The 23,130-nt window shown below is 72.2% G+C and carries 20 protein-coding genes; 4 read left to right on the forward strand and 16 right to left on the reverse strand.

What is annotated here, in order from left to right:
• Nucleotides 1-12: 12 nt before the first annotated feature.
• The 6 genes from AB0M18_RS14010 to asnB all read right to left on the reverse strand — a co-directional run bounded on the left by AB0M18_RS14010 (nucleotide 13) and on the right by asnB (nucleotide 8,057).
• Entirely contained in the window at nucleotides 13-1,200 is a 1,188-nt protein-coding gene (locus tag AB0M18_RS14010; RefSeq protein WP_365757412.1) for a phosphonoacetaldehyde reductase, read from the reverse strand.
• Nucleotides 1,197-2,324 carry a phosphonopyruvate decarboxylase gene (gene aepY, locus AB0M18_RS14015; protein WP_365757414.1) on the reverse strand — a complete coding sequence of 376 codons (1,128 nt, stop codon included), beginning with the start codon at nucleotides 2,322-2,324 and terminating at the stop codon, nucleotides 1,197-1,199. Before aepY ends, AB0M18_RS14010 begins: the two co-directional genes overlap by 4 nt.
• Nucleotides 2,321-3,205 carry an isocitrate lyase/phosphoenolpyruvate mutase family protein gene (locus AB0M18_RS14020; RefSeq protein WP_365757416.1) on the reverse strand — a complete coding sequence of 295 codons (885 nt, stop codon included), beginning with the start codon at nucleotides 3,203-3,205 and terminating at the stop codon, nucleotides 2,321-2,323. Before AB0M18_RS14020 ends, aepY begins: the two co-directional genes overlap by 4 nt.
• Entirely contained in the window at nucleotides 3,205-4,575 is a 1,371-nt protein-coding gene (locus AB0M18_RS14025) for a hypothetical protein (protein ID WP_365757418.1), read from the reverse strand. Before AB0M18_RS14025 ends, AB0M18_RS14020 begins: the two co-directional genes overlap by 1 nt.
• 330 nt (nucleotides 4,576-4,905) lie before the next feature.
• The gene (locus tag AB0M18_RS14030) at nucleotides 4,906-5,898 is read right to left on the reverse strand and encodes a diiron oxygenase (RefSeq protein ID WP_365757420.1); all 993 of its coding nucleotides are present in this window, start codon (nucleotides 5,896-5,898) and stop codon (nucleotides 4,906-4,908) included.
• The gene (gene asnB, locus AB0M18_RS14035) at nucleotides 5,898-8,057 is read right to left on the reverse strand and encodes an asparagine synthase (glutamine-hydrolyzing) (RefSeq protein WP_365757422.1); all 2,160 of its coding nucleotides are present in this window, start codon (nucleotides 8,055-8,057) and stop codon (nucleotides 5,898-5,900) included. The genes AB0M18_RS14030 and asnB overlap by 1 nt, the downstream gene beginning before the upstream one ends.
• A 593-nt stretch (nucleotides 8,058-8,650) precedes the next feature.
• Here asnB and AB0M18_RS14040 point away from each other — a divergent pair.
• From AB0M18_RS14040 to AB0M18_RS14050, 3 genes are read left to right on the forward strand one after another with little or no spacing between them, the layout of a single operon-like run.
• The gene (locus AB0M18_RS14040; RefSeq protein ID WP_365757424.1) at nucleotides 8,651-9,439 is read left to right on the forward strand and encodes a nucleotidyltransferase domain-containing protein; all 789 of its coding nucleotides are present in this window, start codon (nucleotides 8,651-8,653) and stop codon (nucleotides 9,437-9,439) included.
• A complete protein-coding gene (locus tag AB0M18_RS14045; RefSeq protein WP_365757426.1) occupies nucleotides 9,436-9,717 on the forward strand; it encodes a PqqD family protein in 282 nt (93 codons plus the stop codon). The genes AB0M18_RS14040 and AB0M18_RS14045 overlap by 4 nt, the downstream gene beginning before the upstream one ends.
• A gap of 28 nt (nucleotides 9,718-9,745) precedes the next feature.
• Nucleotides 9,746-10,660 carry a helix-turn-helix domain-containing protein gene (locus AB0M18_RS14050; RefSeq protein WP_365757428.1) on the forward strand — a complete coding sequence of 305 codons (915 nt, stop codon included), beginning with the start codon at nucleotides 9,746-9,748 and terminating at the stop codon, nucleotides 10,658-10,660.
• Between the two features lie 41 nt (nucleotides 10,661-10,701).
• On the opposite strand, the gene AB0M18_RS14055 is transcribed toward AB0M18_RS14050, so the two are convergent.
• The 10 genes from AB0M18_RS14055 to panB form a co-directional block, all read right to left on the reverse strand.
• Nucleotides 10,702-11,628 carry an NAD(P)-dependent oxidoreductase gene (locus AB0M18_RS14055; protein ID WP_365757430.1) on the reverse strand — a complete coding sequence of 309 codons (927 nt, stop codon included), beginning with the start codon at nucleotides 11,626-11,628 and terminating at the stop codon, nucleotides 10,702-10,704.
• Nucleotides 11,615-12,652, reverse strand: a complete 1,038-nt coding sequence (locus AB0M18_RS14060) for a TauD/TfdA family dioxygenase (protein ID WP_365757432.1) — start codon at nucleotides 12,650-12,652, stop codon at nucleotides 11,615-11,617. Before AB0M18_RS14060 ends, AB0M18_RS14055 begins: the two co-directional genes overlap by 14 nt.
• On the reverse strand, nucleotides 12,639-13,400 hold the full coding sequence (locus AB0M18_RS14065; protein WP_365757434.1) for a hypothetical protein: 762 nt from the start codon (nucleotides 13,398-13,400) through the stop codon (nucleotides 12,639-12,641). The genes AB0M18_RS14060 and AB0M18_RS14065 overlap by 14 nt, the downstream gene beginning before the upstream one ends.
• Nucleotides 13,397-14,743 (reverse strand): aminotransferase class III-fold pyridoxal phosphate-dependent enzyme, encoded by a 1,347-nt coding sequence (locus tag AB0M18_RS14070; RefSeq protein ID WP_365757436.1) that lies wholly within the window; start codon nucleotides 14,741-14,743, stop codon nucleotides 13,397-13,399. Before AB0M18_RS14070 ends, AB0M18_RS14065 begins: the two co-directional genes overlap by 4 nt.
• A complete protein-coding gene (panC, locus tag AB0M18_RS14075) occupies nucleotides 14,736-15,611 on the reverse strand; it encodes a pantoate--beta-alanine ligase (RefSeq protein ID WP_365757438.1) in 876 nt (291 codons plus the stop codon). The genes AB0M18_RS14070 and panC overlap by 8 nt, the downstream gene beginning before the upstream one ends.
• Entirely contained in the window at nucleotides 15,608-16,225 is a 618-nt protein-coding gene (locus AB0M18_RS14080; RefSeq protein WP_365757440.1) for a hypothetical protein, read from the reverse strand. Before AB0M18_RS14080 ends, panC begins: the two co-directional genes overlap by 4 nt.
• A complete protein-coding gene (locus tag AB0M18_RS14085) occupies nucleotides 16,222-17,355 on the reverse strand; it encodes a serine hydrolase domain-containing protein (RefSeq protein WP_365757442.1) in 1,134 nt (377 codons plus the stop codon). Before AB0M18_RS14085 ends, AB0M18_RS14080 begins: the two co-directional genes overlap by 4 nt.
• Nucleotides 17,352-18,425 carry an alcohol dehydrogenase catalytic domain-containing protein gene (locus tag AB0M18_RS14090; protein ID WP_365757444.1) on the reverse strand — a complete coding sequence of 358 codons (1,074 nt, stop codon included), beginning with the start codon at nucleotides 18,423-18,425 and terminating at the stop codon, nucleotides 17,352-17,354. Before AB0M18_RS14090 ends, AB0M18_RS14085 begins: the two co-directional genes overlap by 4 nt.
• Nucleotides 18,422-19,906, reverse strand: coding sequence for an aldehyde dehydrogenase family protein (locus AB0M18_RS14095; protein WP_365757446.1), 1,485 nt, complete (start codon nucleotides 19,904-19,906; stop codon nucleotides 18,422-18,424). Before AB0M18_RS14095 ends, AB0M18_RS14090 begins: the two co-directional genes overlap by 4 nt.
• 128 nt (nucleotides 19,907-20,034) lie before the next feature.
• Nucleotides 20,035-20,883, reverse strand: a complete 849-nt coding sequence (gene panB / locus AB0M18_RS14100) for a 3-methyl-2-oxobutanoate hydroxymethyltransferase (RefSeq protein WP_365757448.1) — start codon at nucleotides 20,881-20,883, stop codon at nucleotides 20,035-20,037.
• A gap of 908 nt (nucleotides 20,884-21,791) precedes the next feature.
• Between panB and AB0M18_RS14105 the strand changes: the two genes are divergently transcribed.
• The gene (locus tag AB0M18_RS14105; protein WP_365757632.1) at nucleotides 21,792-23,051 is read left to right on the forward strand and encodes an MFS transporter; all 1,260 of its coding nucleotides are present in this window, start codon (nucleotides 21,792-21,794) and stop codon (nucleotides 23,049-23,051) included.
• Nucleotides 23,052-23,130 lie beyond the last annotated feature (79 nt).

Genomic DNA, 23,130 nt, shown 5'->3' on the forward strand with positions numbered 1-23,130 from the left:
GGAACCACGGGTTCAGACCAGCAATCGACGGATGTCGGTCTCGGTGAGGACACACGGGTTGTTCCAGGCTCGCCCGGACGCGAGCGCCGAGGTCAACGGCTCCAGCCAGCCGTCGACCGGGAGGGCCAGCTCGTGCAGACCGACCGGCTGTGCCGCTGCGGCCAACAGCCGCCGCACCAGCCGCTCCACGTCGCCGCCCGAGACCTCCCGAGCGAGGCGCTGCACGGTCTCCACCCGCCCGCGCACCGCAGGGGCGCCGTCAGGATGCCGGCACTCCTCCTCGGTCAGCGCGGCGTGCCGGCCCATCAGCCAGTCCAGGTGGAGCGCCACCGCGGTGCCGTGGGACAGTCCGAGACGTGCCGTCAGCTCGTACGACAGCGCGTGTGCGGCGGTCGTCCTGGTGAGGTCGATGGCGGCGCCGGCCAGCGAGGCTCCGTGCGCGAGGTCGGCGCGCACCCTCGGATCCGCGAACGAGCCGGTGTCGGCCGCCCGGGTGAGGGCCGGCAGCAGCCGTTCCAGGGCCTCCGTGGCCAGCGCGCCGGACACCTCGGTGGCGGCCACCGACCAGTACGACTCGACGGCCTGCGCCAGCGCGTCCAGGCCGCTGGCGACGGAGTCCGCGTGGGGCAGCGAGAAGCCGAGTGCCGGATCGACCAGCACCAGATCGGCCCGGACCGGGTCCAGGTCGAGGGAGTGCTTGCGGCCCTCGGCGTACACGGTGGCGAACCGGGTCATCTCGCTTCCGGAGCCGGCGGTGGTGGGCAGCAGCACGAGCCCGGCCCGGCGCGGCTCGGTGATCGACTCCGGCCGGCGCAGGCAGTCGAGCGGGTCCGCGGGCTGGGCGCTCAGTACGGCGACCGCCTTGGCCACGTCCATACTGCTGCCGCCGCCGATGCCGACCACCGCATCGGGGCGGAACCGGGCGGCCAGAGCCACTCCCTGCCGCACCTGTCCGATGTCCGGGTTCGGACGGACCCCGTCGAAGTGCTCGACCCGGAACCGGCCGGCCCACCGCCCGACCAACGCGCCCGCGCCGGACCGCAGGTAGGACGTGCGGCCGTGCACCAGGAGGACGCGGCGGGCGCCCATCGCCTCGAGCGCGCTCCCCAGCCGGGCGGCCGCGCCCACGCCCAGGTAGGCGGCCGGATGGCCGGGCAGCGCCAGCAGTTCGGTGTCCAGGGCGCGGGCGGCCGCGCTCATACGCGGCTGTCCTCGGCCCGTGCGAGCCCGAGCCCGAACCGGGTCGTGATCTCGGTCACGGTGATCGCGTTGGACGCCCGTTCCCCCGCGGAGCCGCCCATCCGGCCGTCCACCACCAGCAGCGCCGGCCCGACGGCGTCCAGCGCCCGCCGGATCGCCGGTCGAAGCCGGTCCACCAGAGCCACCCGCTCCACATGGCGGTAGCCGGTGCCCCTGGCCACCTCGTCGAAGCGGACGGCCGACGAACCGGTCGGCTGACCGCCGGTCGACTCGTAGGCACCGTTGTCGAAGACGATGTGGACCAGGTTCCCGGGCGCGTGGTGGCCGACCGTGGCCAGCGTGCCCAGATGCATCAGCGCCGCGCCGTCGCCGTCGAGCACCACGAAGCGCTCCTTCGGCCGGCTCAGGGCGGTCCCGAGCGCGATGCCCGACACGTGGCCCATCGACCCCTGCATGTAGAAGTTGCGTGCCCGGTCGCCACGGTTGTAGAGGGCACGGGACAGGTAACCGGTGGTCGACAGCACATGCTCGTCGTGGAGTTCGGCGAGCACGGCGTCGACCAGGTCGTCGCGGTCGGGCCTGGCACGGTCGGGCACGGCCTCGGCCACGGCCGGCCCGGGAACGTCCGCCAGGGCACCCTTGCCGACCAGGACGAAGGCCGGGCTGCCCGATCCCAGCACCTGGAGCGCCTTGTCGAGGACCGTCTCGAACCCGGGCCCGTCGGAGCGCAGCGTCCAGTGCGGCACGTCGAGCGAGTCGAGCCACTCGGGCACGACCTGGCCCATCCAGTGGTGCTGGGGCTCCCCGGGGTCCGCCACGGGCCACCCGCGCATGCTCACCAGCACCAGCACCGGGATCCGGTACGGGAGTACCAGCGAGGTCAGCGGGTTGACCAGGTTGCCGAAGCCCGAGTTCTGGGCCAGGACGACGCTGGGCTCGCCGGCCAGCCGGGCCCCGGCCGCCACGGCCAGCGCGGCCCCTTCGTTCACCGCGGGCACGTAACGGATGCCCGGGTGCTCCTGAAGGAGCCGGATCGGTCCCGCGAAGTACGAGCAGGGCACCCCGGAGACCAGGCTCACACCGGCCCGCTCCAGCGCGGCCACGAAGGCCGGGGCCGCGGTCACGGCTTCGTGTGGTAGCTCGACGGCATGCCCTGGAGCGCGAACACCTCGGACATGGGGGCGATGCGCCCGTCGACGGAGTGGGCGGTGCCGGCCGCGTTCAGCTCCCGCAGCGTCTCCCCCACCGCCCGGACGGCCGCGCGCAGCCCCTGGTTGGCGTAGATCACCAAACGGAACCCGGCCTGGTACAGCTCCTGCTCGCTCACCGTGCCGTAGGTGGTCGGGACGGCCACCAGCGGGACGTCCAGGTCCCAGCGCGCGGCGAACTCCAGCACCTCGTCGGGACGCCGGCTCTTGCTGTGCACGAGCACCGCGTCGGCGCCCGCCGCGGCATAGGTCCGGCCGCGGTCCAGGGCCTCCTCCATGTCCCGTCCGGCGATCAGTGCCTCGGTGCGGGCGACGAGCACCATGTCGCCGCCGGCCAGCGCCTCCCGGCCCGCCTTGATCTTCAGGGCGAACTCCTCGGCCGGGAGCAGGTCCTGATCGGTGTCGGCGAAGCTGTTGATCTTCGGGAAGAGCTTGTCCTCGACGCACATGGCGGCGATGCCGATCCGCGCGTAGCGCTGCACGGCGTACGCCATGTTCATCGGACCGCCGAAGCCGGTGTCGCAGTCGGCGATCACCGGGATGTCGGTGACCGCGTCCATCGCGGCGGCCGCGTCGAGATACTGCGTCATCGTCACCAGGCTGGCGTCGGGCAGACCGTGGCTGGCGGAGATCTCGAAGCTCGACGCCCACACCGCGTCGAAGCCGGCCTGCTGCACCAGCTTCGCCGTGAGCCCGTCGTGGGACCCCACCGCCCGCACCGGTGACGGTCCCGCCAGCAGCTGCCGCAGTCGCCCGGCCTTGGTCGTCGGCAGCCCGGTCTTGGCACGCTCCGACATCAGTTCCCTTCCTTGCTGTACCAGAGCCGGTCCTCGGCCACGTACCTGTCGATGCCTCCGGGTGCCATGGTGCCGAGCGCGTGGCGGATCTCCGGGGTCACCGCCCCGGCGATCCGGAGCAACAGCACTCGGGGCCGGCCTCCCTCGGCCGCCGCGAAGACGATCGGGACCCCCGGTCGCACGTACGCCGAGTCCCCCGGTCGGAGCGTCTCGTCGAAGCGCTCTCCCCTGAACTCCCAACGGAGCAGGACCGGATCGTCGCCGAGCACGAACAGGTACTGATGCTGGTACGTGCTCAGCGGCGCGGCCCGCTGCACGTCGCCCAGCAGGACGTCGACCTGGAGCGCCGACGTGTGGGGGTGCAGGGGATCGCCGGCGAGCCCGGTGATCCGGTAGGCCGCCGCGCCCTCGCCCGGCACCTCCCAGCTCCGCGCCGACTCGGCGTGCTGGACGGACACCCCGTCGGCCGTCCCGGTGCGCGGCGGCATGAGGTCGCGCACCGAGGTGCCCAGGCCGTCCGCCAGCAGGACCAGCTCGGCCGCGTCCGGGGCGGCCGAACCGGCCACCAGCTCCTCGGTGCGCCGCCGCGACAGGCCGGTGCGGGCCGCGAGTTCGGCGGCGGGCATCGCCCGGGCGGCCAGGAACGAGCTGATGAGGGCGGCCGTGTCCCGGGCCTCCCCGGCCACCGGGACCGCCAGTTCGTGGGCGGTCTGCCGCCCCAGGACGGCCAGTTCCCGCTGCGCGTCCCCGAGCAGGGCACCGCCGTAGGTGAGCGCGAGGATGTAGGCGGGTTCGGCGTCGCTCCGGGCCGCGAAGGAGTGCGGCCCGAAGGGCAGGGCCCAGACGGAGTCGCCGGTGTTCATGGGGACGCAGTGGGAGGCCCCGTTCCACCGGTAGTAGTAGTTCACCGGGCCGACGAAGTACGTGAACTGGTAGAGCAGATGGCCACGGTTCCACTGGACCAGCGGGTTGTCCGCGTCGTCGTCGTCGACCGTCCGCAGCATGCGGATCCATTCGGGGCGGTACGACGCGATCCGGGACATCGCGGTGTCGCGGTACTCGTAGTAGGGCGCGCCCGCCCGGCTGAGCACCCGTGAGCTGGCCAGGGACTCCTTCTCCCGGGTGACGGCCACGCCGAGCGGGCAGTCGTCGTGCACCGGCAGCAGGTCGCGCTCGTTGAGCGGCCAGACCTGCGCCGCGCGGCGCACCAGGTCCCAGTCGACGGGCCGGCTGCCGTCGGTGTGGGGCCCGAATGTTCCGTGTTCCAGACCGAGATCGCGCTCGGCGTTCTCGTCGTCGCGTTTCAGGTCGTTGGCGGCGGCGCGGAGCAGGGCACCCGCGCGCCGGGCGAAGCCATCTTCTTGTCGCACGCGGCTGCTCTCTGTCCTTGGACATGGTTGATCGGTGGACCGGGCCCGGTGCCGCCCTCGCGGCGCCCGTCACGGGTCCTCGATGGGGCGTCGGCCGACCGGTGAGACGGCCGGGGAAGGATCGCGTGCCCGGGCCCGGGCCGACCACCGCCGGCGGTCAGCGGGCAGCGCGAAGGCGGGTCCTGTTCTCCAGTGGGCTCCACGCGGACTGGGGAGACCGCACCGGCTCCATGACGCGACCTCACACCATCATGCTTGTCCACGACCTGTCAAGATTGCCAAGAACCCTTGTGAGCAGGCGAAATGAACATCTTGCCCACGGCTGTCCGGTCAGCCGCGGCCCAGCAGCCCGGTGTCCTCGAAGACGGCCCGGGTCCGCGCGTCGTCCAGGGCACCGGCCTCGCCGAAGTAGCGGACGACGGGGCGCGCGGCCTCGGCGACGTCACGCACGAGCCGCTCCCTCGGCCAGGACTCCTCGACCACCTGGGCGGCCTCCTCGTCCGACAGCCCCAGCATCCGCAGGTCCTGGACCGTCCGGGCGTAGTCGGGCTCCAGGAAGGCGTAGACCGCCGCCGGAACGTGCGGCCCCACGGCTGCTCTCTCCTTCGGGGTCAGTGCGGCCCACAGGTGCTGGAGGACGTCCCGGAAGTACACGTGGTGCCGCCCCTCGTCCTCGGCGTGGTCACGCACATGCTCGCGAACGGACCGGGGCAGCCGCTCGTCGCGGGGGATCTCCGCGAGGATCCCGGAGATCAGGGTCTCGCTCACGATCGCGAAGAGGAGCGCCTCGACCCCCCTGATCTCGGGCGGGAGCTCGTCCCGGATGGCGTCCAGACGTTCCACGAACGCCGGCGGGCCGTCGGCCGGCCGGCCCAGCGGCAGCCCGGAGGCGCTCTGGAGCTGGTGGGCGAAGTCGTAGGACGTCTGGGCGTGCCACGCCTCGTCCGTGACGATCTTGAAGGCGTCCGCCCTCATGCCCTCCGGCAGCAGCAGCCCGGACCGTCCCCGGCTGATCGCGGTCGCGACCGGCATCACCGCGAGCGACTCGAGTTCGGAGGTGAAGTCGAGATAGGCGTGAAGGCGGCGCAGCAGCAGCCACTCGACCCGCTCGCCGTCGAGCCCGGTGACCAGCGGGTGCGTCGCGACGGGGTAGAGCTCGGGCGGGAAGTAGAGCGACCCCGGGCCCCCGAACGAGCGCTGGGGCCTGGTACGGACGCCGGCCAGCTCCTCCCAGCGGCCGAACCTGGCCGCGTACGCGTCGATCCGGGCGCGCCCCTCGGCCCGCTCGGGGACGAGCGGTTCGGTCGCCCGGCGCCCGTACACTACTCGCCCCCGGCAAGGAAGCCGAGGTCGAGCAGACTGCTCAGGTCCCCGCGCACGTCCTCCGTCCCGATGCCCTCGGCTGCCAGGATGTCGGCCAGCGTGGTCTTCCCGTCGAACGCCCGCAGGACCGCGAGCATCGGTGCGTCCGCCTCCAGCACGAACTCGATCTCACCGTCCTTGAGCAGGTACCACTCGGTCCCGGCCGGGTCGGTCAGCAGCAGCACGCCTTCGGCCGGCGCGAGCACGGCGTCGCCGTCCGGTTCGCGGGTGCGGAAGTCGGCGGCGGCGTCGGACGGAGCGGTCCGTCCGCCGACGAGCTCCTGGCGGACGGCACCGGTCGGGAGGGACTCCAGCCGCGGCGGGTTCGCGGCCAGGTCGGCGAGCAGGCCCATGTTGAGCACCCGCAGCAGCATCTCGACGGCCGGGGCGTCGGTCGCTCCCTCGCCCAGCTCGGCCAGGTAGCCGAACACGCGGTCCGCGTCGATGTGGTCGGCCGCGCCGGGGGCGGCGAGTGCCCGCTCGACGAGGGCGTAGGAGTCCGCGCGCATGAGGCGGGCGAGCATGCGGTACGCGTGGTGGGTCCCGGTCCCGTAGAAGAAGGGGCCCTTCGGCCGCTCGGCGATCCGCGCCGGCAGGTGGGACCGGACCGCGTCGCGGAGGATGCGCTTGTCCTGCAACAGGGTCGGGCGCAGCCGGTCGGGTATCCGCGCGGACAGCTCGATCAGGCGGTGGTCCAGGAAGGGCACCCGTGCCTCGATCCCGCTGCCGGCCGCCGTGCGGTCCTCGTGCCAGACGTTGTACTGCTGGACCTTCAGGTACTCCGAGCGGAGGTAGGCGCGGTAGGCGTCGTCGGAGCCGGTGCCGCCGAGAGCCTTCTCCGCGATGAAGGACGGCCCTTCCGCCCACCAGTGCCGGAGCTCCGGGCGCCGCCCGATCCGGGTGTTGTGCCGCAGGTGGGCGAGGTTCCCCAGAAAGGCGTCCCAGTCCCCGCCCAGCTGCCGTGTGTAGCCGCCGTTGAACTCGTCGCTGGCCGCGCCGAGGAGCATGCCGCGCAGGCCGGGCCGCTCCTGGCGCGCGAACCGGTGGAGTTCGTGCTTGTAGTAGACCTCCGGGCCGCACATGGGAGTCTCGGTCAGCCAGAGCAGTCGCAGCCACTCGTCGGGGGTGGGCGTGTGGTCCTGCGGGAAGACGACCTGGTGGTTGGGTACGCCCAGCTCGCGCGCGATCCACGCGGCGTTCTCGGCGTCCCCGTTGTCGAGGGTGCCGCCGGTGAGCACGGTGAAGGTGTGCAGGCTCTCGCGCTTGTCGCCGGCCAGGGCCAGCACGGCCGAGGAGTCGACGCCGCCCGAGAGGAACAGGCCGAGTTCGGTGTCGGCCGTGACGCACTCCTGGACGGACGCCTCCAGCAGTTCGCCGTACCGCCGTACGAAGTCCTCGGCGTCGGCGGACTCGTCGGTGTCGGTGGGCAGCTCCCAGTACCGGTGCTCCGAGGTGCGGCCGTCGCGGAGGTCGATACGCAGGATGGTCGCCGCCGGGACCAGCTCGATCCCCTCGAACCACGTCGTCACCGGCGCGTCGTTGAACGCGGCCGCGGCGCCCAGCAGCGGGCTGGCGAGCGCGCTCTCCCAGTCGAAGCGCCGCGGGGTCCCGGGGTCGGCGAACAGGCCCTTGATCTCCGACGAGAGCACGATGCGCTCGTCGTCACGGTGGTAGTAGAGCGGCTTGATGCCGAAACGGTCCCGGGCGAGCACGAGTTGGTTGTTCGCCCGGTCCCACAGGATCAGCGCGAACATGCCGCGGACATCGCGCAGGAACTCGAGACCGTACTGCCGGTAGAGGTGGAGGAGGACCTCGCAGTCCGACCCGGTGCGGAACTTCACGCCGTCGGGCAGTGCGGCCGCGAGCTCCCGGTGGTTGTAGACCTCGCCGTTGGCTATGAGGACGAGTGAGCCGTCGTCACTGACCAAGGGCTGGCTGCCGTCCTCCGGGTTGACGAGCGACAGCCTGGTGAAGGCCAGCCCCACCGAGCCGTCACGCAGGATCTCGCGCTCGTCCGGCCCCCGGTGGTCGAGGATGTCGGCCAGCTGGTTCAGGACGGCATCCGAGTCCGCACCGAGAGCCTGCCCGCCGAGTCGAGCGACTCCCGCGATTCCACACATATTCGTTCCTCCCGATACCGCCCGCGCTCAAAGGACGGGGACGGGTGAGCGGCCCGCTGATCCGGGCCACTCACCCGCTGTACTCAGATTCAGACGACGATCATCAGGGAGGTGCCCTGAGAAACCTTCTTCGCCGTCGGCTTGGTGTACTTCTGCATACTGATCCACCTCCCCCGCAGCAGGTAGTGGGAATTCGCCGGAGAATTCACGGGGATGGGGCGCTCTGGGCAGCCTCCACCCCGACCGGCCGACGTCATGCTAGCCGAGTCAAGCCCCGGCGCCCACACGTTCGTTGAGGACCGAACACCTCCGCGATCACGGCCCCCACCAGCGCAATCTCCATGGCCGAAGAGACCGTCCAGACCTCCGGACGGGCACCGATCCGTCCGCCGCGGACCCGGCACGGACAGGCCGGGCGGCCTCTTTCGCCCCGTTCTCGGACGAGATGAACACCCGGTTCCCGGCGAATGTGACGGCGGCTACCCGGGCCAACTGTTGTGCCGGCACTTCGATCTGATGGAAAATCATCGACGGTCTTCGCGCCCTCCCAGGTGGCACGCCGAGACCGCGACCCGCGATCGAAAGGTGCTCCGGTGCACGAAATCGACACAGCCGATTGGCTGCGGCTCCTTCGCGAGCGAGAGCTCATTCCGGAGGACTGTCTCGCCGTCTCCGTCGTCGGCTCGGTCGCACGTGGCTGGCACAACGACCAGAGCGACTTCGACATCTACGTCGTGACCTCGAACGAGGCGGAGTCCGCGGGCCAGTCCAGCATCGCCATGCCGCTCAATCCTCCGCGGGTGCGTACCGAGATGTTCTATGCGGGCGACCGGCGCTGGGAGGTGACGTACTGGCTCGACAGCCAGTACGAGCAGATGCTCGCGAAGGTCTCCTGGGACGCGTTCAACCGGGGCGTCGCGCCGGTCCGGGTCCTCGCCCCGCGCGAGGAGCTGGCCCTGTCACGCCTGGAGAGCTGCGTCGTCCTGCACGGTGCCGAGTGGTTCGAGGACCGCCGCGCCCACTTGGCGCGGACCGCTTTCCGCGCCTTCCTGATCTCCCGTTCGCTCGGTGCCGCCGACGACTGCGTCGAGGACGCGCTCGGCCAGATGGAGTCGGGCAACCTGGAGAGCGCCACCCTCTCGGCCCGCGCGGCACTGGGATTCGCCGTCGACGCCCTGCTGGAGGGCCAGGGCGAGTTCGGAAGCCAGTCGCCCAAGTGGCGTCCTCAGCGATTCAGGGCCGCCTGCCCGCCGGCGCTCTCCTTCGAGGACTACTGGGCACTGGAGACCATGCGGGGCTACGACCCCGAGGACCCCCGCCCCTGGATCACCGAGGTCCTGACGATCTGCCAGGAGATCTCGATGCGTGTGGAGGTCGCGTGAGTGCCGCCCCGTCGCTGGGCCCGCTGGACGTACCGCGCAGGAGTCTCGGCATCCGGATCCGCCGGGTCGAGGACGGCCTGATGATCGGGTTCCGGGACCAGGCCCTCCTGCTGTCCGGCCCCGCGGAACTGATCTACCGTTCGGTCGACGGACGTCGCACGGTGGCGGAGGTCGCCGCCGTGATCGCCCTGGAGTACGGCATCGACCAGGCGGAGGCGGTGACCGACGTCACCGAGTTCGTCGTGGACCTGGCCGACAACGGCGTCTTCGCATGGTGACGCCGGTCGCCGCCCCCGTCACCGCGTCATGATCCGGCTGGACCTCGACGACGAGAGCCTGCGCTCGATCAGGCTGGTGCTGAGCCCGCTCTGGGAGACGCTCGGCAGCCTGGCGCTCCTCGCCCGGTACCGGGGAGCCGTTCCGTCGCCGTACGCGGGCTGGGCGCGACACGCCCGTCAGACGGTGCCGCCCGAGCTGATGTCCGCCCTTCTCGAGCTGGTTCGCCGACCGGACACGCCGTTCCTGCGGCGGACGTACGGCTATGTCCCCGATCCCTCGCGGGCCGCGCTCCCGGTCGAGCTCGACTGGCTGCGGCAGGAGTCCGGCGAGCCGGTGGACGAACGCGCCGCCGGTCTGGTCGAGGACTACTGGAACCTGGCGATCGCGCCGTACTGGGCCTCCATCCGCGCCTCCCTGGAGGAGGAGGTCCTGTTCCGGGGGCGGACGCTCGCGGTCAACGGCCCCGAGGCGATGCTCGCCGAGCTGGGCGGCCGGGTGCTCTGGCAGCGGCCCCGGCTGACCGCCCCCTTCCACCTCGACCTCACGCGCAGCATCGAGCGGTCCACCCTGGTGCTCGTTCCCAGCGTGTTCTCCGCCGCCACGCGGATCTTCACCTCGAACGAGCGCGTCACGGCCATGTCGTACCAGGTCAGGGCTACCGGGTTCCTCCACGTCGGCTGCCCCGGCGAGCGCGCCGAACCCAGCCGCGACCGCCTGGCGCTGCTCATCGGCAGCGGACGGGCGAGGGTCGTCCGGGCACTGGAGGTGCCGAAGACCACCACCGCGATCGCCGAGTCCCTCGGCTTCGCGAAGAGCACGGTCTCCCAGCACCTGACGGTGCTGACGGCGGCCGGCGTCGTCTGGCGGCAGCGCCTCGGCGGCCGGGTCTTCTACCAGCTCGACCGCGACGGCTTCGCCCTGCTGGAGCAGCTGGGCGACTGAGGAGGTCCGCCCGGACGGACCTCCCGGCAGCCGTCGGGCGCTCAACCGTCCAGGGCCTGCCCGATCCTCCGCAGGACCGCGGCCGTCATGCTCTGCCGCGCCGCCACCGTGGCGCTGCCGATGTGCGGGGTCAGCACCGTGCGCGGACTGCTGCGCAGTTCGGCGGGGACGTACGGTTCGTCCTCGAACACGTCGAGCGCGACCCCGCCGAGATGGCCGGAGTCCAGCAGTTCGATCAGCGCCGACTGGTCCACCACCCGGCCGCGCGAGGTGTTCACGACCACGGCTCCGGGCGGCAGGGCCGCCAGCATCGGTCTGTCGACCATCCGCTCGGTCTCGGGGCTGAGCGGGACGTGGATCGTCAGGAAGTCGCTCACCCGCATGAGGCCGGCGAGCGTCGCGTGCGCCGTCACCCCCGGCGGCAGAACGCCCGGACGGCGCTGGAGGGCGTGCACCTCCATCCCGAAGGCCTGAGCCCGCCGGGCGACTTCCCGGCCGATGTCGCCGAGCCCCAGCACGCCCAGCCGGCGTCCCGACAACTGCGCCCCGAGGAAGGCGTCGGCCTCCCAGCGCCAGGCGGCACCGGATCTGACGAACCGGTCCGCCTCGACGATCCGCCGCGCGGAGCAGAGCAGGAGGCCGATCGTGTGCTCGGCGACCGCCGCGGCAAGGGCACCCGCCGCCGTGACGACACGCACCTCGGCACGCTCGCACGCGGCGACGTCGATGTGGTCGACCCCCGTGGAGTAGGTGCCGACCACCCGCAGTCCGTCACCGGCCGCCCGCAGCAGGGCCGCGTCGACCGGCTCGTTCGCGGTCACCAGCAGCGCGGTGTGCCCGGCGGCCGCCCGCAGCAGGCTGTCGCGATCGCCGCCCGGCCAGCGGACCGGAACCAGGCCGGCGGGCCCGACCGCCGGGAGGCCGGGCAGGTCGGCGGTGACCAGCAGTCCGGGCTCAACCACGTACATCGCGGCGCTTCTTCATGCCGTACCGATGGCGGCAGAGCGTCGTCGGGAACTCCCGTCCGCCGTCGAGGTTGACCCACTGCCGCAGCAGCAGCCTCTTCCGGCCACCGTCGTGGGCGTCGGTGAAGGACCGGCGGGCATGGACCACGACGTTGTTGTTGACCAGCTGCAGGTCGCCGGAGCGCAGCGGGTACTCGGTGGCCGCTCCCGGCTCCGCCGCGAGCCCTTCGAAGAGGTCGAGGGCGTGGCGCTCCAGGTCGCTCACCGGGACGGAGGTCTTGGTCCAGGCCGTGTCCACGTAGTCCCGCAGGAAGTACCGGCAGGTCAGCTGACCGTGGTAGTAGCCGAAGACGGCGTTGCGGTAGGCCGGAGGATCCTCCTCACCGCGGTTCTCGTAGACGAAGCCGTTGTAGTAGAGCCCGAGCAGCTCCGGTGCCCGCTTCAGCAGCTCGTTGTAGATCGTCATGGCGCTGGCGATCAGCGACGTGCCGCCGTTCTCCGCGGGCCGTACGCAGAGCAGGAGGGCCAGGTCGCCGTCGTCCGAGTGGAACCGCAGCGCCGAGGAGGTCTGGTGACCGCGGACCGCGCTGTCGTCCAGTCCGCCGCTGCCGTAGTCGCGTACGTCGGCGACGAACTCGCCCGCGGCGTTCTGGGACACCGCGGTGCCCATGACCGCGCCCAGGGCGCGGTAGAGGCCGCGGACCTCGGCCGGCGCGAGGTCGGCCACCGGCAGTCCGCGGAGGACCGCCGTGCCGATGTGGGTTTCGGTGCGGTGTGCCATCTCGTGACCGAGGGCCGACAGCTCCGGCATGGTGTCGTACGCGAGAGCACGCCAGACGGCCCGGTCGGCATCGAGCGGGTACGTCCCGGCGCGGAGTGCCTGGACGAGGGCCTCGACCTCACGGAGGTGGGTCGGGGTCAGTTCGCGCAGCACCCCCTCGGGGACCGGGAGATCGGCGGCGACCCAGGCCGTGCCGTCCGTGACCGGCTCGGTGAGGATCGCCTGCGGGGGATCAGGAAGTGCCATGGTGCTCGACCCGCCTCAGAATCAGCAGCGCCGTACCGTCCGGGGCGGCGATCACGTCCTCGCACTCCAGCCCGCCCAAGCGGTCCAGAACCCGCAGCAGTTCGTCCTGGCCGAACCGGGCCTCGCGGCCCCGGGTCCGGAGGTGTTCGCGCATCAGCGCGCCCGTGATGCCGCCCCAGGACGGCAACGGGAGTTCCCGGTCGGGAAGCACCGTGTAGTCGATCTCGCCCCGGTCCGGCTGCCAGAAACGCTCCTGCTCGGCCGGCGTGAGGGCGGCGTGGAGCTCCCGGTCCCGCTCGTACCAGCCGAACCGCACGGTGACGGCCAGCCTCCCGCCCGGGGCGGTGAGGTCGCGCAGACCGCCCAGTCCGCCGGGCAGGTCGGCCACGCTGAATCGATTCACCAGCCGGTCGGCCAGGACGAGTGCGTGGGTGCCCGTCAGCCGGGCGGGGATCGGCCGGGTCACGTCGACGAGGTGCAGCCGTTCCTCGGCCAGCCCCAGCCAGCTGCCCGCCGCCCGCAGGATGCCGGGAGCGAAGTCGAGGACGTGCAGCTCCGCGCCCGCCTGCTGGGCGGTCTTCGAGAGCGAGACGGTGCTGGCGCCGACCACGGCGGTCCGGGCCCCGGGCCGCAGCAGCCGGAGGAACTCCTCCTGGTGCTCCGCCGCGGGCCCTCCGTAGTAGCCGGAGTTCCAGTAGCTCTCGCCGACCAGGTCCCAGGCGTGCGCCTTGCCGGGAGTCTCCATCATGCCTCCTCGTCGAGCGTGGCGGTGATCGCCGCCCGCAGTGTCGAAGCGATCTCCGCGACCTCGCTCGGGCTGGTGATCAGCGGGGGGCAGAGGGCGATCACGTCGCCCAGGTCCCGCACGATGAGCCCGCGTTCGCGTGCGCTCGCCGCGACCCGGCGGCCGATACGGCGCGCGGGGTCGAAGGGGCGGCGGGCGGCACCGTCGGCCATGAGCTCCACCGCGGCCAGCCCGCCGATGCAGCGCACCTCCCCGACGGCCGGCAGGTCCAGCAGGCCGTCCAACGAGGTCCGCAGCGAGGCCTCCAGCTCGGCGACCCGTGCGAAGAGCCGCCGCTCGTGGAGGGCACGCAGATTCGCGCGGGCGATCGCCGCGGCGACCGGATGTCCGCCGAAGGTCGAGCCGTGTCCGAGAACCCCGTGCCGGTCGGCGGCGGCCGCCACCGCGGCGGTCAGCTCGGGCCCCAGCAGGACCGCGCCCAGCGGGGCGTACCCGCCGGTGATGCCCTTCGCGGTGGTCACCGCGGCCGGTTCGAGGCCGAAGCGCTGGTGGCCGAAGAGGTGGCCGAGCCGGCCGAAGCCGCAGACCACCTCGTCGGACACCAGCGGAATGCCCAGGTCGGCCAGGAGCCGGCCCATCGCCGGCCAGTAGCCGTCCGGGGGCACCAGGACACCACCGGCCGCCATCACCGGTTCGGCGATCATGGCGGCCACGTTCTCCGGGCCGGCCTCCTCGATCCGCTCCCGGGTGGTCCGGACGATCCGGTCGACGTACTCGTCCGCCGTCTCGCCGTCGACGTGGTCGCGGTAGAAGTGGACCCGGGGCACCCGGACGGTGAAGGGCAGCGGCAGGTCGAATCCGTTGTGCTGGCTCGGGATCCCGGCCAGCGACCCGGCGCCGAGCGTGGTGCCGTGGAAGCCCGAGTCCCTGGTGACGACGAGCTTGCGGGACGGCGTCCCGCTCGTGTTGGCCGCCAGCCAGAGGAACTTGACCACCGACTCGACCGCCTCCGACCCGGAGGTCGCGAAGTAGACCGAGCGGAAGCTCCCGCCCGCGGCGGCGATCAGCTCCCGCGCGAGGAGCTCGGTCTCGGCGCTGGTACGGCCGAGGGCGCAGGCGAACGCGGGCAGCTTGGCGTAGGCCGAGGTCGCCGCGGCGATCAGCTCGGCGTCGGAGAAGCCCAGGTTGGCGTGCCAGAGACCGGAGAGCGCGTCGATGTACTCCTTGCCGGCGGTGTCCCGTACGCGGATGCCGTCGCCCTCGGCGATGATCACCGGCGACTCCCGGTGGTAGTCGCGGTGGTCGGTGAACGAGTAGACGATCGGTTCGGTCGCCAGGTCAGCCACGGCGCTCCTCCGTCACCCGCACGTTGTCGATGAGCCGGACGCCGCCGAGGGTCGCGGCGGCGAACACGCGCACCGCGGCCGGGCCGTCGAGCGTGGAGACCTCGGTCAGCGACTCCTCCTCGCAGGCCACCAGATACTCCACGGCGAAGCCCAGCGCGTCCAGCGCCTCACGGGTGGTGGCCAGCACCTCGGGCAGCGACGCGCCGCCCATGAGCGCGGCACGGGCCTCCTGGAGCGTGCGTGGGAGACCCGGCGCCGCAGCGCGCGCCTCGGGGGTGAGGTTCTTGTTCCGGGAGGACATCGCGAGGCCGTCGGCCTCGCGTCTGGTGGCACCGCGTACGACGGTCACCGGCAGGCGGAGGTCCTGGACCAGGGTCTCGATGATGCGCAGTTGCTGGAAGTCCTTCTCGCCCCAGTACGTCCGGTCGGGCCGGACGAGGTTCAGGAAGAGCAGGCTCTCGGTGACCATTCCGTCGAAGTGCCCCGTGCGCGACCGGCCGCACAGCTGACCGCTCAGCCGGGGCACGGACACGTGGGTGCCGAAGTCCGCGAGAGTGCGCTCGCGCCGGGGGAAGATCTCCAGCCAGTCGGGCAGGAAGGCGACGCCGGTGCCACGCGACTCCAGCAGCCCCAGGTCGCGCTCCACGGGCCTGGGGTAGGAGTCGAAGTCCTCGTCGGGCCCGAACTGCAGCGGGTTGACGAAGATGCTGCAGATCACCAGGTCGCACTCGGCGCGCGCCAGGTCGACCAGGCTCAGGTGCCCCTCGTGCAGGGCGCCCATGGTCGGCACGTATCCGATGACGGCGCCCGACCGGCGTGCCGTCTCCCACTCCGCGGCCAGCTCCCGGGCCGTGGTGACCACCTTCACCGGAGCCCCTCCAGCTTCGCGTCGACCGCGGCCAGGACGCTGCCGTGCACGGCCTCGGCGCTTCTGTCGGCGTCGATCCAGGTCCACTCGGAGGCCTGGGGCAGGCCGGCGTAGGCCTCCCGCATCCGGCCGAGGAAGCCGAGGTCGATCCATTCCTCGGGATCACGGGCCTTCACCCGGGCCACGGCGACGGCGGGATCGAGGTCCATCATCAGCGTGAGCGTCGGCTCCGCCAGGCCGCTGAACAGGCCCTCGATCAGCCACCGGTTGCTGGCGCCCAGCGCGTCGGCGGCGGCGATCTGGCAGTAGGCGTAGCGGTCGGCGATGATCAGGTCCGTGCCCTCGGGGGCGGTCCCCAGCGAGGACATGGCGATCCACTTCACCGCCGCGGTCATGATCTTGTGGGTGTCGGGACCGAGCATGGCGAACCGGTCGGCGTAGCCGTGATCGGCGGCGACCCGGTCGAGCCGGGCCGACAGCGCCTGGAGGCTGGGGTTGGGGTGGAGGAACACCGAGAGTCCGCGGCGCTCACAGGCCGCCTTCAGCAGCTCGATCTGGCTGCTCTTGCCGGCGCCGTCCAGCCCGATGAAGGCGACGATGGGCGGAGTACTCATCGGGTGCTCGCAGTCTGCCGCAGGTGGTCGTCGGCGAGGCCGGCGAACGTGGCTCGCAGCACCCTCGTCCGCCCGTAGCAGGGCGCGGCGAACAACATGATCAACTCTCTCTCCACGTCGACGATGAAGCTGGTGCCCGCGCGGCCGAGCCAGGCGACCTGACGGGCGTCCTCGGGACGGCAGTGCCGCGGCGTGATTCCGAGGTTCAGGCTGAATCCCCAGTCCGGGCCGGGGATGTAGTCGGGCCCGGTGTCGTGCAGCCCGGTGATCTGGTCCGACAGCAGCTCGGCCCGGGCGGCCGGGCCGAGGAAGGCCGGACCCGGCCCGGGGAAGAACACGGCCTCCAGGAACGAGAGGTAGTCCCGCAGGCTGGCCAGTCCACCGCTTCCGGCCGAGCGGAATCCGGTGGCCTTGTCCAGGCCGGTCAGCGACTCCCCGGTGGGTGGATCGACCGGCGGCTGGAGCACGGACTCCGCCGGCCGGCCCGGCGGCAGGAAGAAGCCGCTCGACGTCATCCCCAGGGGTTCGAAGACGTGCCGGGCGAACAGCGCGTCGAGCGATGTGCCGAGATGGTGCTGGATCAGCAGCCCGGCCACGTCGGCCGACCGGCCGTACTCCCACTGGGTGCCCGGTGGTGCCGAGAGCTCGCAGGCGAAGATCCGGCGCAGGAAGTCGGCCTCGTCGGTGGCGTATCCGCGTTCGGTGTAGTCGAACTGCACGATCCCTGCCGCCCGGTACACCTGCTCCATGCGCTCGTGCTTGGACCCGGCCAGACCTGAGGTCATCGACAGCAGTCGGCGCAGGGTCATGCCGGCGGGGACCGCCACCCCGGGCAGCCCGGCCGCGAGTTCCGCCGCGGGCACGTCGAGGCCGGGCAGAAGGCCGGCGTCGATCAGACGCAGGGCCAGCACCGCGAGCACCGGCTTGGTCATCGAGTAGAGCCGGACGACGCTGTCCAGGGACACCGGGGGGCCGTCCGGCGCGTTCCGCCCGACGAAGACCGTCCACTGCCGGTCGGCCGCCACGTCGCGGACGCAGGCCGCGCCGCCGAGGATCCGGCCCGCCTCCAGCTCGGCCGTCAGCAGCGACCCGCAGTCCTGGACCAGCTTGTCCAGAGCGTGACGGCTCAACGGTCTCCCCCGTCCAGCCCCGGAACCAGGCTCACTCGCCCGCTCTTGTGGCACTCGGCCGCCGCCAGGGCGTCCTCGGCCGCGTCCAGCCCGTACTCGACCAGCGGAAGGCGGTCCAGCGGCGTCGGCCGGGACAACAGGTCGACCGCGGCGAGGAGATGGCGCTCGTGGTAGCGGATCACGCTGCTGACCGTGACGCCCTTGCGGGTCAGGACGCCCGGCCTGATCGCCACGACGTCGGTGGGGCGGGCGTTGATGATGCCCATCATCACGATCTGGCCGCCCGGGCGCACCTGCTCCAGCGCGGTCGCGAAGGCCTCCGGGCTTCCGGCCGCGACCACGACGACGTCGTAGTTCCCGCCGAGGATCCCCGCCACCGGGGGCAGCTCGGCGCGGCCGCGGACGCCCGGGAACAGCTCGGCGATCCGGCATCGCTCGGCGACCCGGTCGTGGACGTCCCAGGTCGTTCCGGCCGGTGCGCCGACGACGGTCGAGAGGCCCAGCGCACCGGCCCCGATCACCAGACCGGGACCGGCCGGAAGCTCAGGCCGGATCGCGTCGACCACGGCGAGGCCCTGGGCCAGCGCACAGTTGGCCAGGGCGGCGAGCGAACCGGGGACACCGGCCGGCACCTTGACCCGGATCTGCTCCGGGTGCAGGTGGTAGTGGCTCGCGAACGCGCCACGGAAGTGCGGAGCCTGGAGGCTGGAGCGGCCCCAGGAGTCGTACGTGCGCTCGCAGAGGTTGGTGCGGCCGGCCTCGCACATGGCGCACGTGCCGCACACCCGGAAGTAGCTGCACACGACTCGGTCCCCCTCGGCGAGCAGCTCGCCCCGGGCGTCGTGGAGCGCGGCGCCTCCCGTGTCCACGACCCGCCCGACGAACTCGTGCCCGAGCACGCAGTCGTTCAGGGTCGGATGCCCGCCGCGCCACAAGTGCACGTCGCTGCCGCAGACGTTCGCCCGCTCGACGGCGAGCAGCGCCCCGCCCGGCCGCGGTGGCAGCAGTGGATGCTCACGCCGCTCCAGGCCGCCACCGGCGAGCAGGTTCACCGTCACACCGTTCGTCATCGCAGTCCTTCGGTCGTGGCGGGAAAGACGATCGTCTTGGCGAAGCACATGTTGCGCGCGGACGCCAGGACGCCCTCCCGCCCGTGGCCGCTGTGCCCCACTCCTCCGAAGGGGGCCAGCGGATGGTCGTACTGGGGCCCGTCGTTGGCGATCACGGTGCCGACCGGCAGTCGCTGCGCGAGATCCGTGAACCGCTGGAGGTCGCGGGTGAAGACACCGACCTGGAGCCCGCCGGAGTAGGTCGCGGGCAGTTCGTCGAGCAGCCGGTCCTCCAGCCTGATCACGGGAGCCAGCGGCGCGAGGAACTCCTCGGTGACCAGCCGGGATTCGGGATCGACATCGGTGAGGACGGTGGGCCAGTACTGCGTCCCGGCCCGCTTTCCCCCGGCCACCACCCGGGCACCGGCACGGACCGCGTCGTCCACCGCGGAGCTCACCCGCTCCACGGCGGCCGGGTCGATGAGCGTGCCGATCCGCGTGGTACGCGCGGCCGGGTCCCCCACCTGCCAGGCGGCGGACTCGGCCACGAGCAGCCGGACGAAGTCGTCGGCCACGCCGTCGGCGACCAGCAGGCGCTTGACCCCGCGGCAGGACTGGCCGGCGTTGCCGAACGCGCCCTGCGCGGCCGCCCGCGCGGCGGCGTCCAGGTCGGCGTCCGCGCAGACGACCAGGGCACCGACGTCGCCGAGTTCGTAGCAGCCGGGCCGCGGACCGGCGGCCGCGGCGACCGCCTTCGCGGTCCGCTCGCCGCCGGTGAACGCCACGAACTCGGCCCCGGCATCGGCGAGCAGGGCCTGAGCCACATCCGGTCCACCGGTCCAGAGCCCGATGTACTCGGGCGGGTATCCGGCCTCCAGCAGGATCTCGACCGCGAGTACGGCGGTCGCGCTCGCCCGTTCCGACGGCTTCAGGATGATCGGCGCGCCCGCGAGCATGGCCGGAGCCACCTTGACGATCAGTTGCGCCAGCGGCCGGTTGTACGGCGTGATCGCCAGCACCCGGCGGTACGCCTGTGGCACGGTGACGGCGGGCCGGTCGCCGCCCGGGCCGGCCAGCAGGGTCGAGTCACCGCCGAGGTGGTGGACCGCCTCGGCGGCCAGAGTGAGCCAGCGGACCGACCGGTTGACCTCGTTCTCCGCGTCCGTGACGGGCATACCGATCTCGGCGGATATGGTGGCGGCGAGGTCGGCCCGGCGGGCCTCGATCCGCTCGGCGCAAGCCCGCAGGATCCGCGCGCGCTCGGTGGCGGCGAGCGTCCGCACCGGCCGCCTGCCCCGCGGCACCTGCTGGGCCGAGGCATGGCTGACCACGGCGACGAGCCGGCCGTCGTACGGACTGTGCACCTCGTGGGCCGACTCGCCGTGCCGCCAGGCACCGTCGGCGAAGATGCCCGGCCTGACCCGCGACGGTTCCACGGTGGAGACCGCGGGGCCGTCGGCGGCCGGTGGCGGGTCGGACAGGGGGGCGGGGGCCGCGGTCATCGTGCTCCTACGGTCGTCGGTGCGGTACGCCTGATGATCCGGCCGTGCCGCCGGTGTCCGGCGGAGCCCGGGACGGGCCCCGCCGCCGCACCGCTGTGCGCCGGGGCCCCTGCCGTCGAACCGGTCACTCAGTCGAAGGCGTGCTCCGGCCCGGGGAACGCACCGCTGTGGACATCCGCGGCGAACTCCCTGGCCGCACGGTCGAGCGTCACGGCGAGGTCGGCGTATCGCTTCACGAACCTCAACGGCCGCCCTGTGCGCAGACCGGCCATGTCCTGCCAGATCATGATCTGGGCGTCACACTCGCCACCGGCGCCGATCCCGATGGTCGGCACCGGCAGCTCGGCCGTCAGCCGCTTCGCCAGGTGTGCCGGAACCATCTCCAGGACCACGGCGAACGCCCCGGCCTCGACCACCGCCCGGGCGTCGGCGATCAGCGCGGCGGCGCCCTCGTCGCGCCCCTGTACCCGGTAGCCCCCCAGCTGGTGCTCGCTCTGCGGCGTGAACCCGATGTGCGCCATCACCGGTATGCCCGCGCGGACGATGCGGGAGATCTGCGGTACGACGTCCCGCCCGCCCTCGAGTTTGACGGCCTGACAGCCGCCCTCCTTCAGGAACCTGACGGCGGTCCGCAGCGCCTGCTTCCCTCCCTCCTCGTAGGAGCCGAAGGGAAGGTCGCCGACGACCAGCGCGCGCTCCGTGGAGCGGACCACGGAGCGCACCAGGGGGAGCAGCTCGTCCACCGTGACCGGAATCGTCGTGTCGTGCCCGAAGACGTTGTTGCCGGCCGAGTCCCCGACGAGCAGCACGGGCACGCCCGCGGCGTCGAAGATGCCCGCGGTGTACTGGTCGTAGCTGGTGAGAAGGGCCCAGCGATGGGCGGCGGCCTTGGCCGCGAGCAGGTGCGTCGTCCGGACCCGGCCACGGGTCGGCCACGCGAAAGCGGCGGGGGAACCCTCGTTCGGGCCTGCAGACATGACTCTTCCTCCGGAAACGACTTCTCAGCCCGGTCCGACTGAAGGCACCGACGCCGGGGCGATCGCTCCGCCGCGCAATCGTCGCGCTAATCCAGACCAAGATCATCAATCGTTTCCCGATCGTAGCCAAGTCATTCGCGGGCCACAACTGACGTTCTACTGAGGGACTTTGACGAACTGGCAGCAGATGCGGGAAGCAGACCGGGCCGGACCGGACACCCCCATGCGACCGACCGCAAACGGCGACTCACGAACACACCGTTTAACGGGTTCACTTCAACCCGGCCGGAGCCTAGCACGGGCCGCCCGGCGGCCCCGGAATTCATTTCGAATGGAGCGGCACGGCATCGAGGCCCCCAACCCGAAGCCAAATGCGCCAAACATCCACGCCGTCACCAAACCGCCGAAATTCGGGACACTCCCACCCCCCTGTGACATGTACCACTGCACGCCAGGGCGGGATCTGATGCACTGTTGAGCTGTGTGTTCGCGAGCCGCGCGCACCCACGCGAGACCGCGGACGACCACCGCCCCAAACAATCGGAACAGCGTATTCCGGTAACCCCGGGCCACCGGAATCCACCGCCTCCGGAATCCGGGGAATTCACCTCCCGAGGTGCGCGCGAGCGCATGTCGGACGGCCCGCCATTTGCCGTTACGGCATTCTTCGCGACCGCTTTCCCGCGATGTCGGCCGGCAACCCGTGTGACGGTCCGGGGGCGGGTCGTGGCCGGCTCGCCGGGCCGACGGATCACGGTGTGCGGGCAAGGCCCGCGACAGGCGGCCGAACAGCTCGGTGAGCGCATCCAACACGCGGCCGGAACCGTCGGGTTGGAAAGGCCGTTGTCCGTCCTCGGTCAGAACGGACTAGGGTGCGAATCGACAAGGAGTCGTCAGCAGGGGTGGTAATGGTCAGCGCGGCACTGGGCAGCGGATCACAGTCCGTCAAGAATGCCACCAGGGGGAAGTTCTGGCGCTACTGGACCGCCTCCACCGTCAGCGGTGTCGGCGACGCCGTCACCACCGTCGCCCTGCCGCTGGTGGCCGTCGACGTACTCCATGCCTCCGCGTTCGAGGTGAGTCTGCTGCCGGCGGCGCGCTTCCTCGCCTGGCTGCTGATCGGGCTGCCGGCCGGGGTGATCGTCCAACGGCTCCCGCTGCGCGGAACCCAGGTCGCCATGGACCTCGTCCGCGCCGCCGCCGTGCTGTCGGTACCCGTCGCCGCGGTGCTGGGAATCCTCCAGCTGTGGCAGCTGATCGCCGTCACCCTGGTGGTCGGCCTGGCAGGCGTGGTGTTCGACGTCGGGAACTCCAGCTTCCTTCCGTCGGTGGTCGACAAGGACGAACTGACCGCCCGCAACAGCCTGTTGTCGGCCTCCGGCGCCGCGACCCAGCTCGGCGGCCCGTCGCTCGGCGGCGTGCTCGTCCAGTTCTTCGGCGCCGTGGCGGGCCTGCTGGTCGACGCGGTGAGCTACCTGGTCTCGGCGGCCGCGCTGCAGAGCATTCCGCGCCCCACGTCCACCCGGAAGCCCGGCGGAGCCACGGGCCCCATGGGGGCGATGATCAGGGAGGGCTGGCGCTACGTCATCCGGCACAAGGTGATCGGACCGTGCGTCGCGGCCGCGACCCTGGTCAACTTCGTCTGCGGCGCCCTCATGGCCCTGACGCCGGTGTTCCTCGTGCGTACGCTCGGCGCTCCGGCCGCCCTGGTCGGCGTCGCGTTCGCCGCCGAGGGTCTGGGCAGCCTGATCGGTGCCGCGCTCACGCCCCGGCTCGCCGACGGGCTGGGCAGCGCCCGCGCGATCCGGTGGGCCACACTCGTCGCGGCGACGGCCCTCGTCCTGCTCCCACTGAGCTTCGGCGGGCCGGGGCTGGTCCTGTTCGGGTTGGGCAACGCGATCTTCGCGGCCGGCATCGTCGCGCTCAGCATCCTCACCCGCACGCACCGTCAGACCGTGACGCCGCCGGACCTCCTGCCCCGCGTGATGGCCACCGTCCGATTCGTCTCGTGGGGTGCGATACCCGTCGGCGCCCTCGCCGCCGGCGCCGCGGCCACCTGGCTCGGCGCCCGCGGTGCCCTCGGGCTGGTCAGCGCCCTCGCCTTCCTGGCACCGCTGGCCCTGTGGACGGGCCCGGTCCGCAGGATGCGCACCCTCGTCCGACCGTGAGGCATCCGGGTGACCCCCGGCGTGTCGCCACGCAGCCCGGGTCGACGGGGGCGCACCGTGGACGAGAGAAGCCCGCGAC

It is taken from the genome of Streptomyces sp. NPDC051909 (assembly GCF_040681095.1).
Classification (GTDB): Bacteria; Actinomycetota; Actinomycetes; order Streptomycetales; family Streptomycetaceae; genus Streptomyces.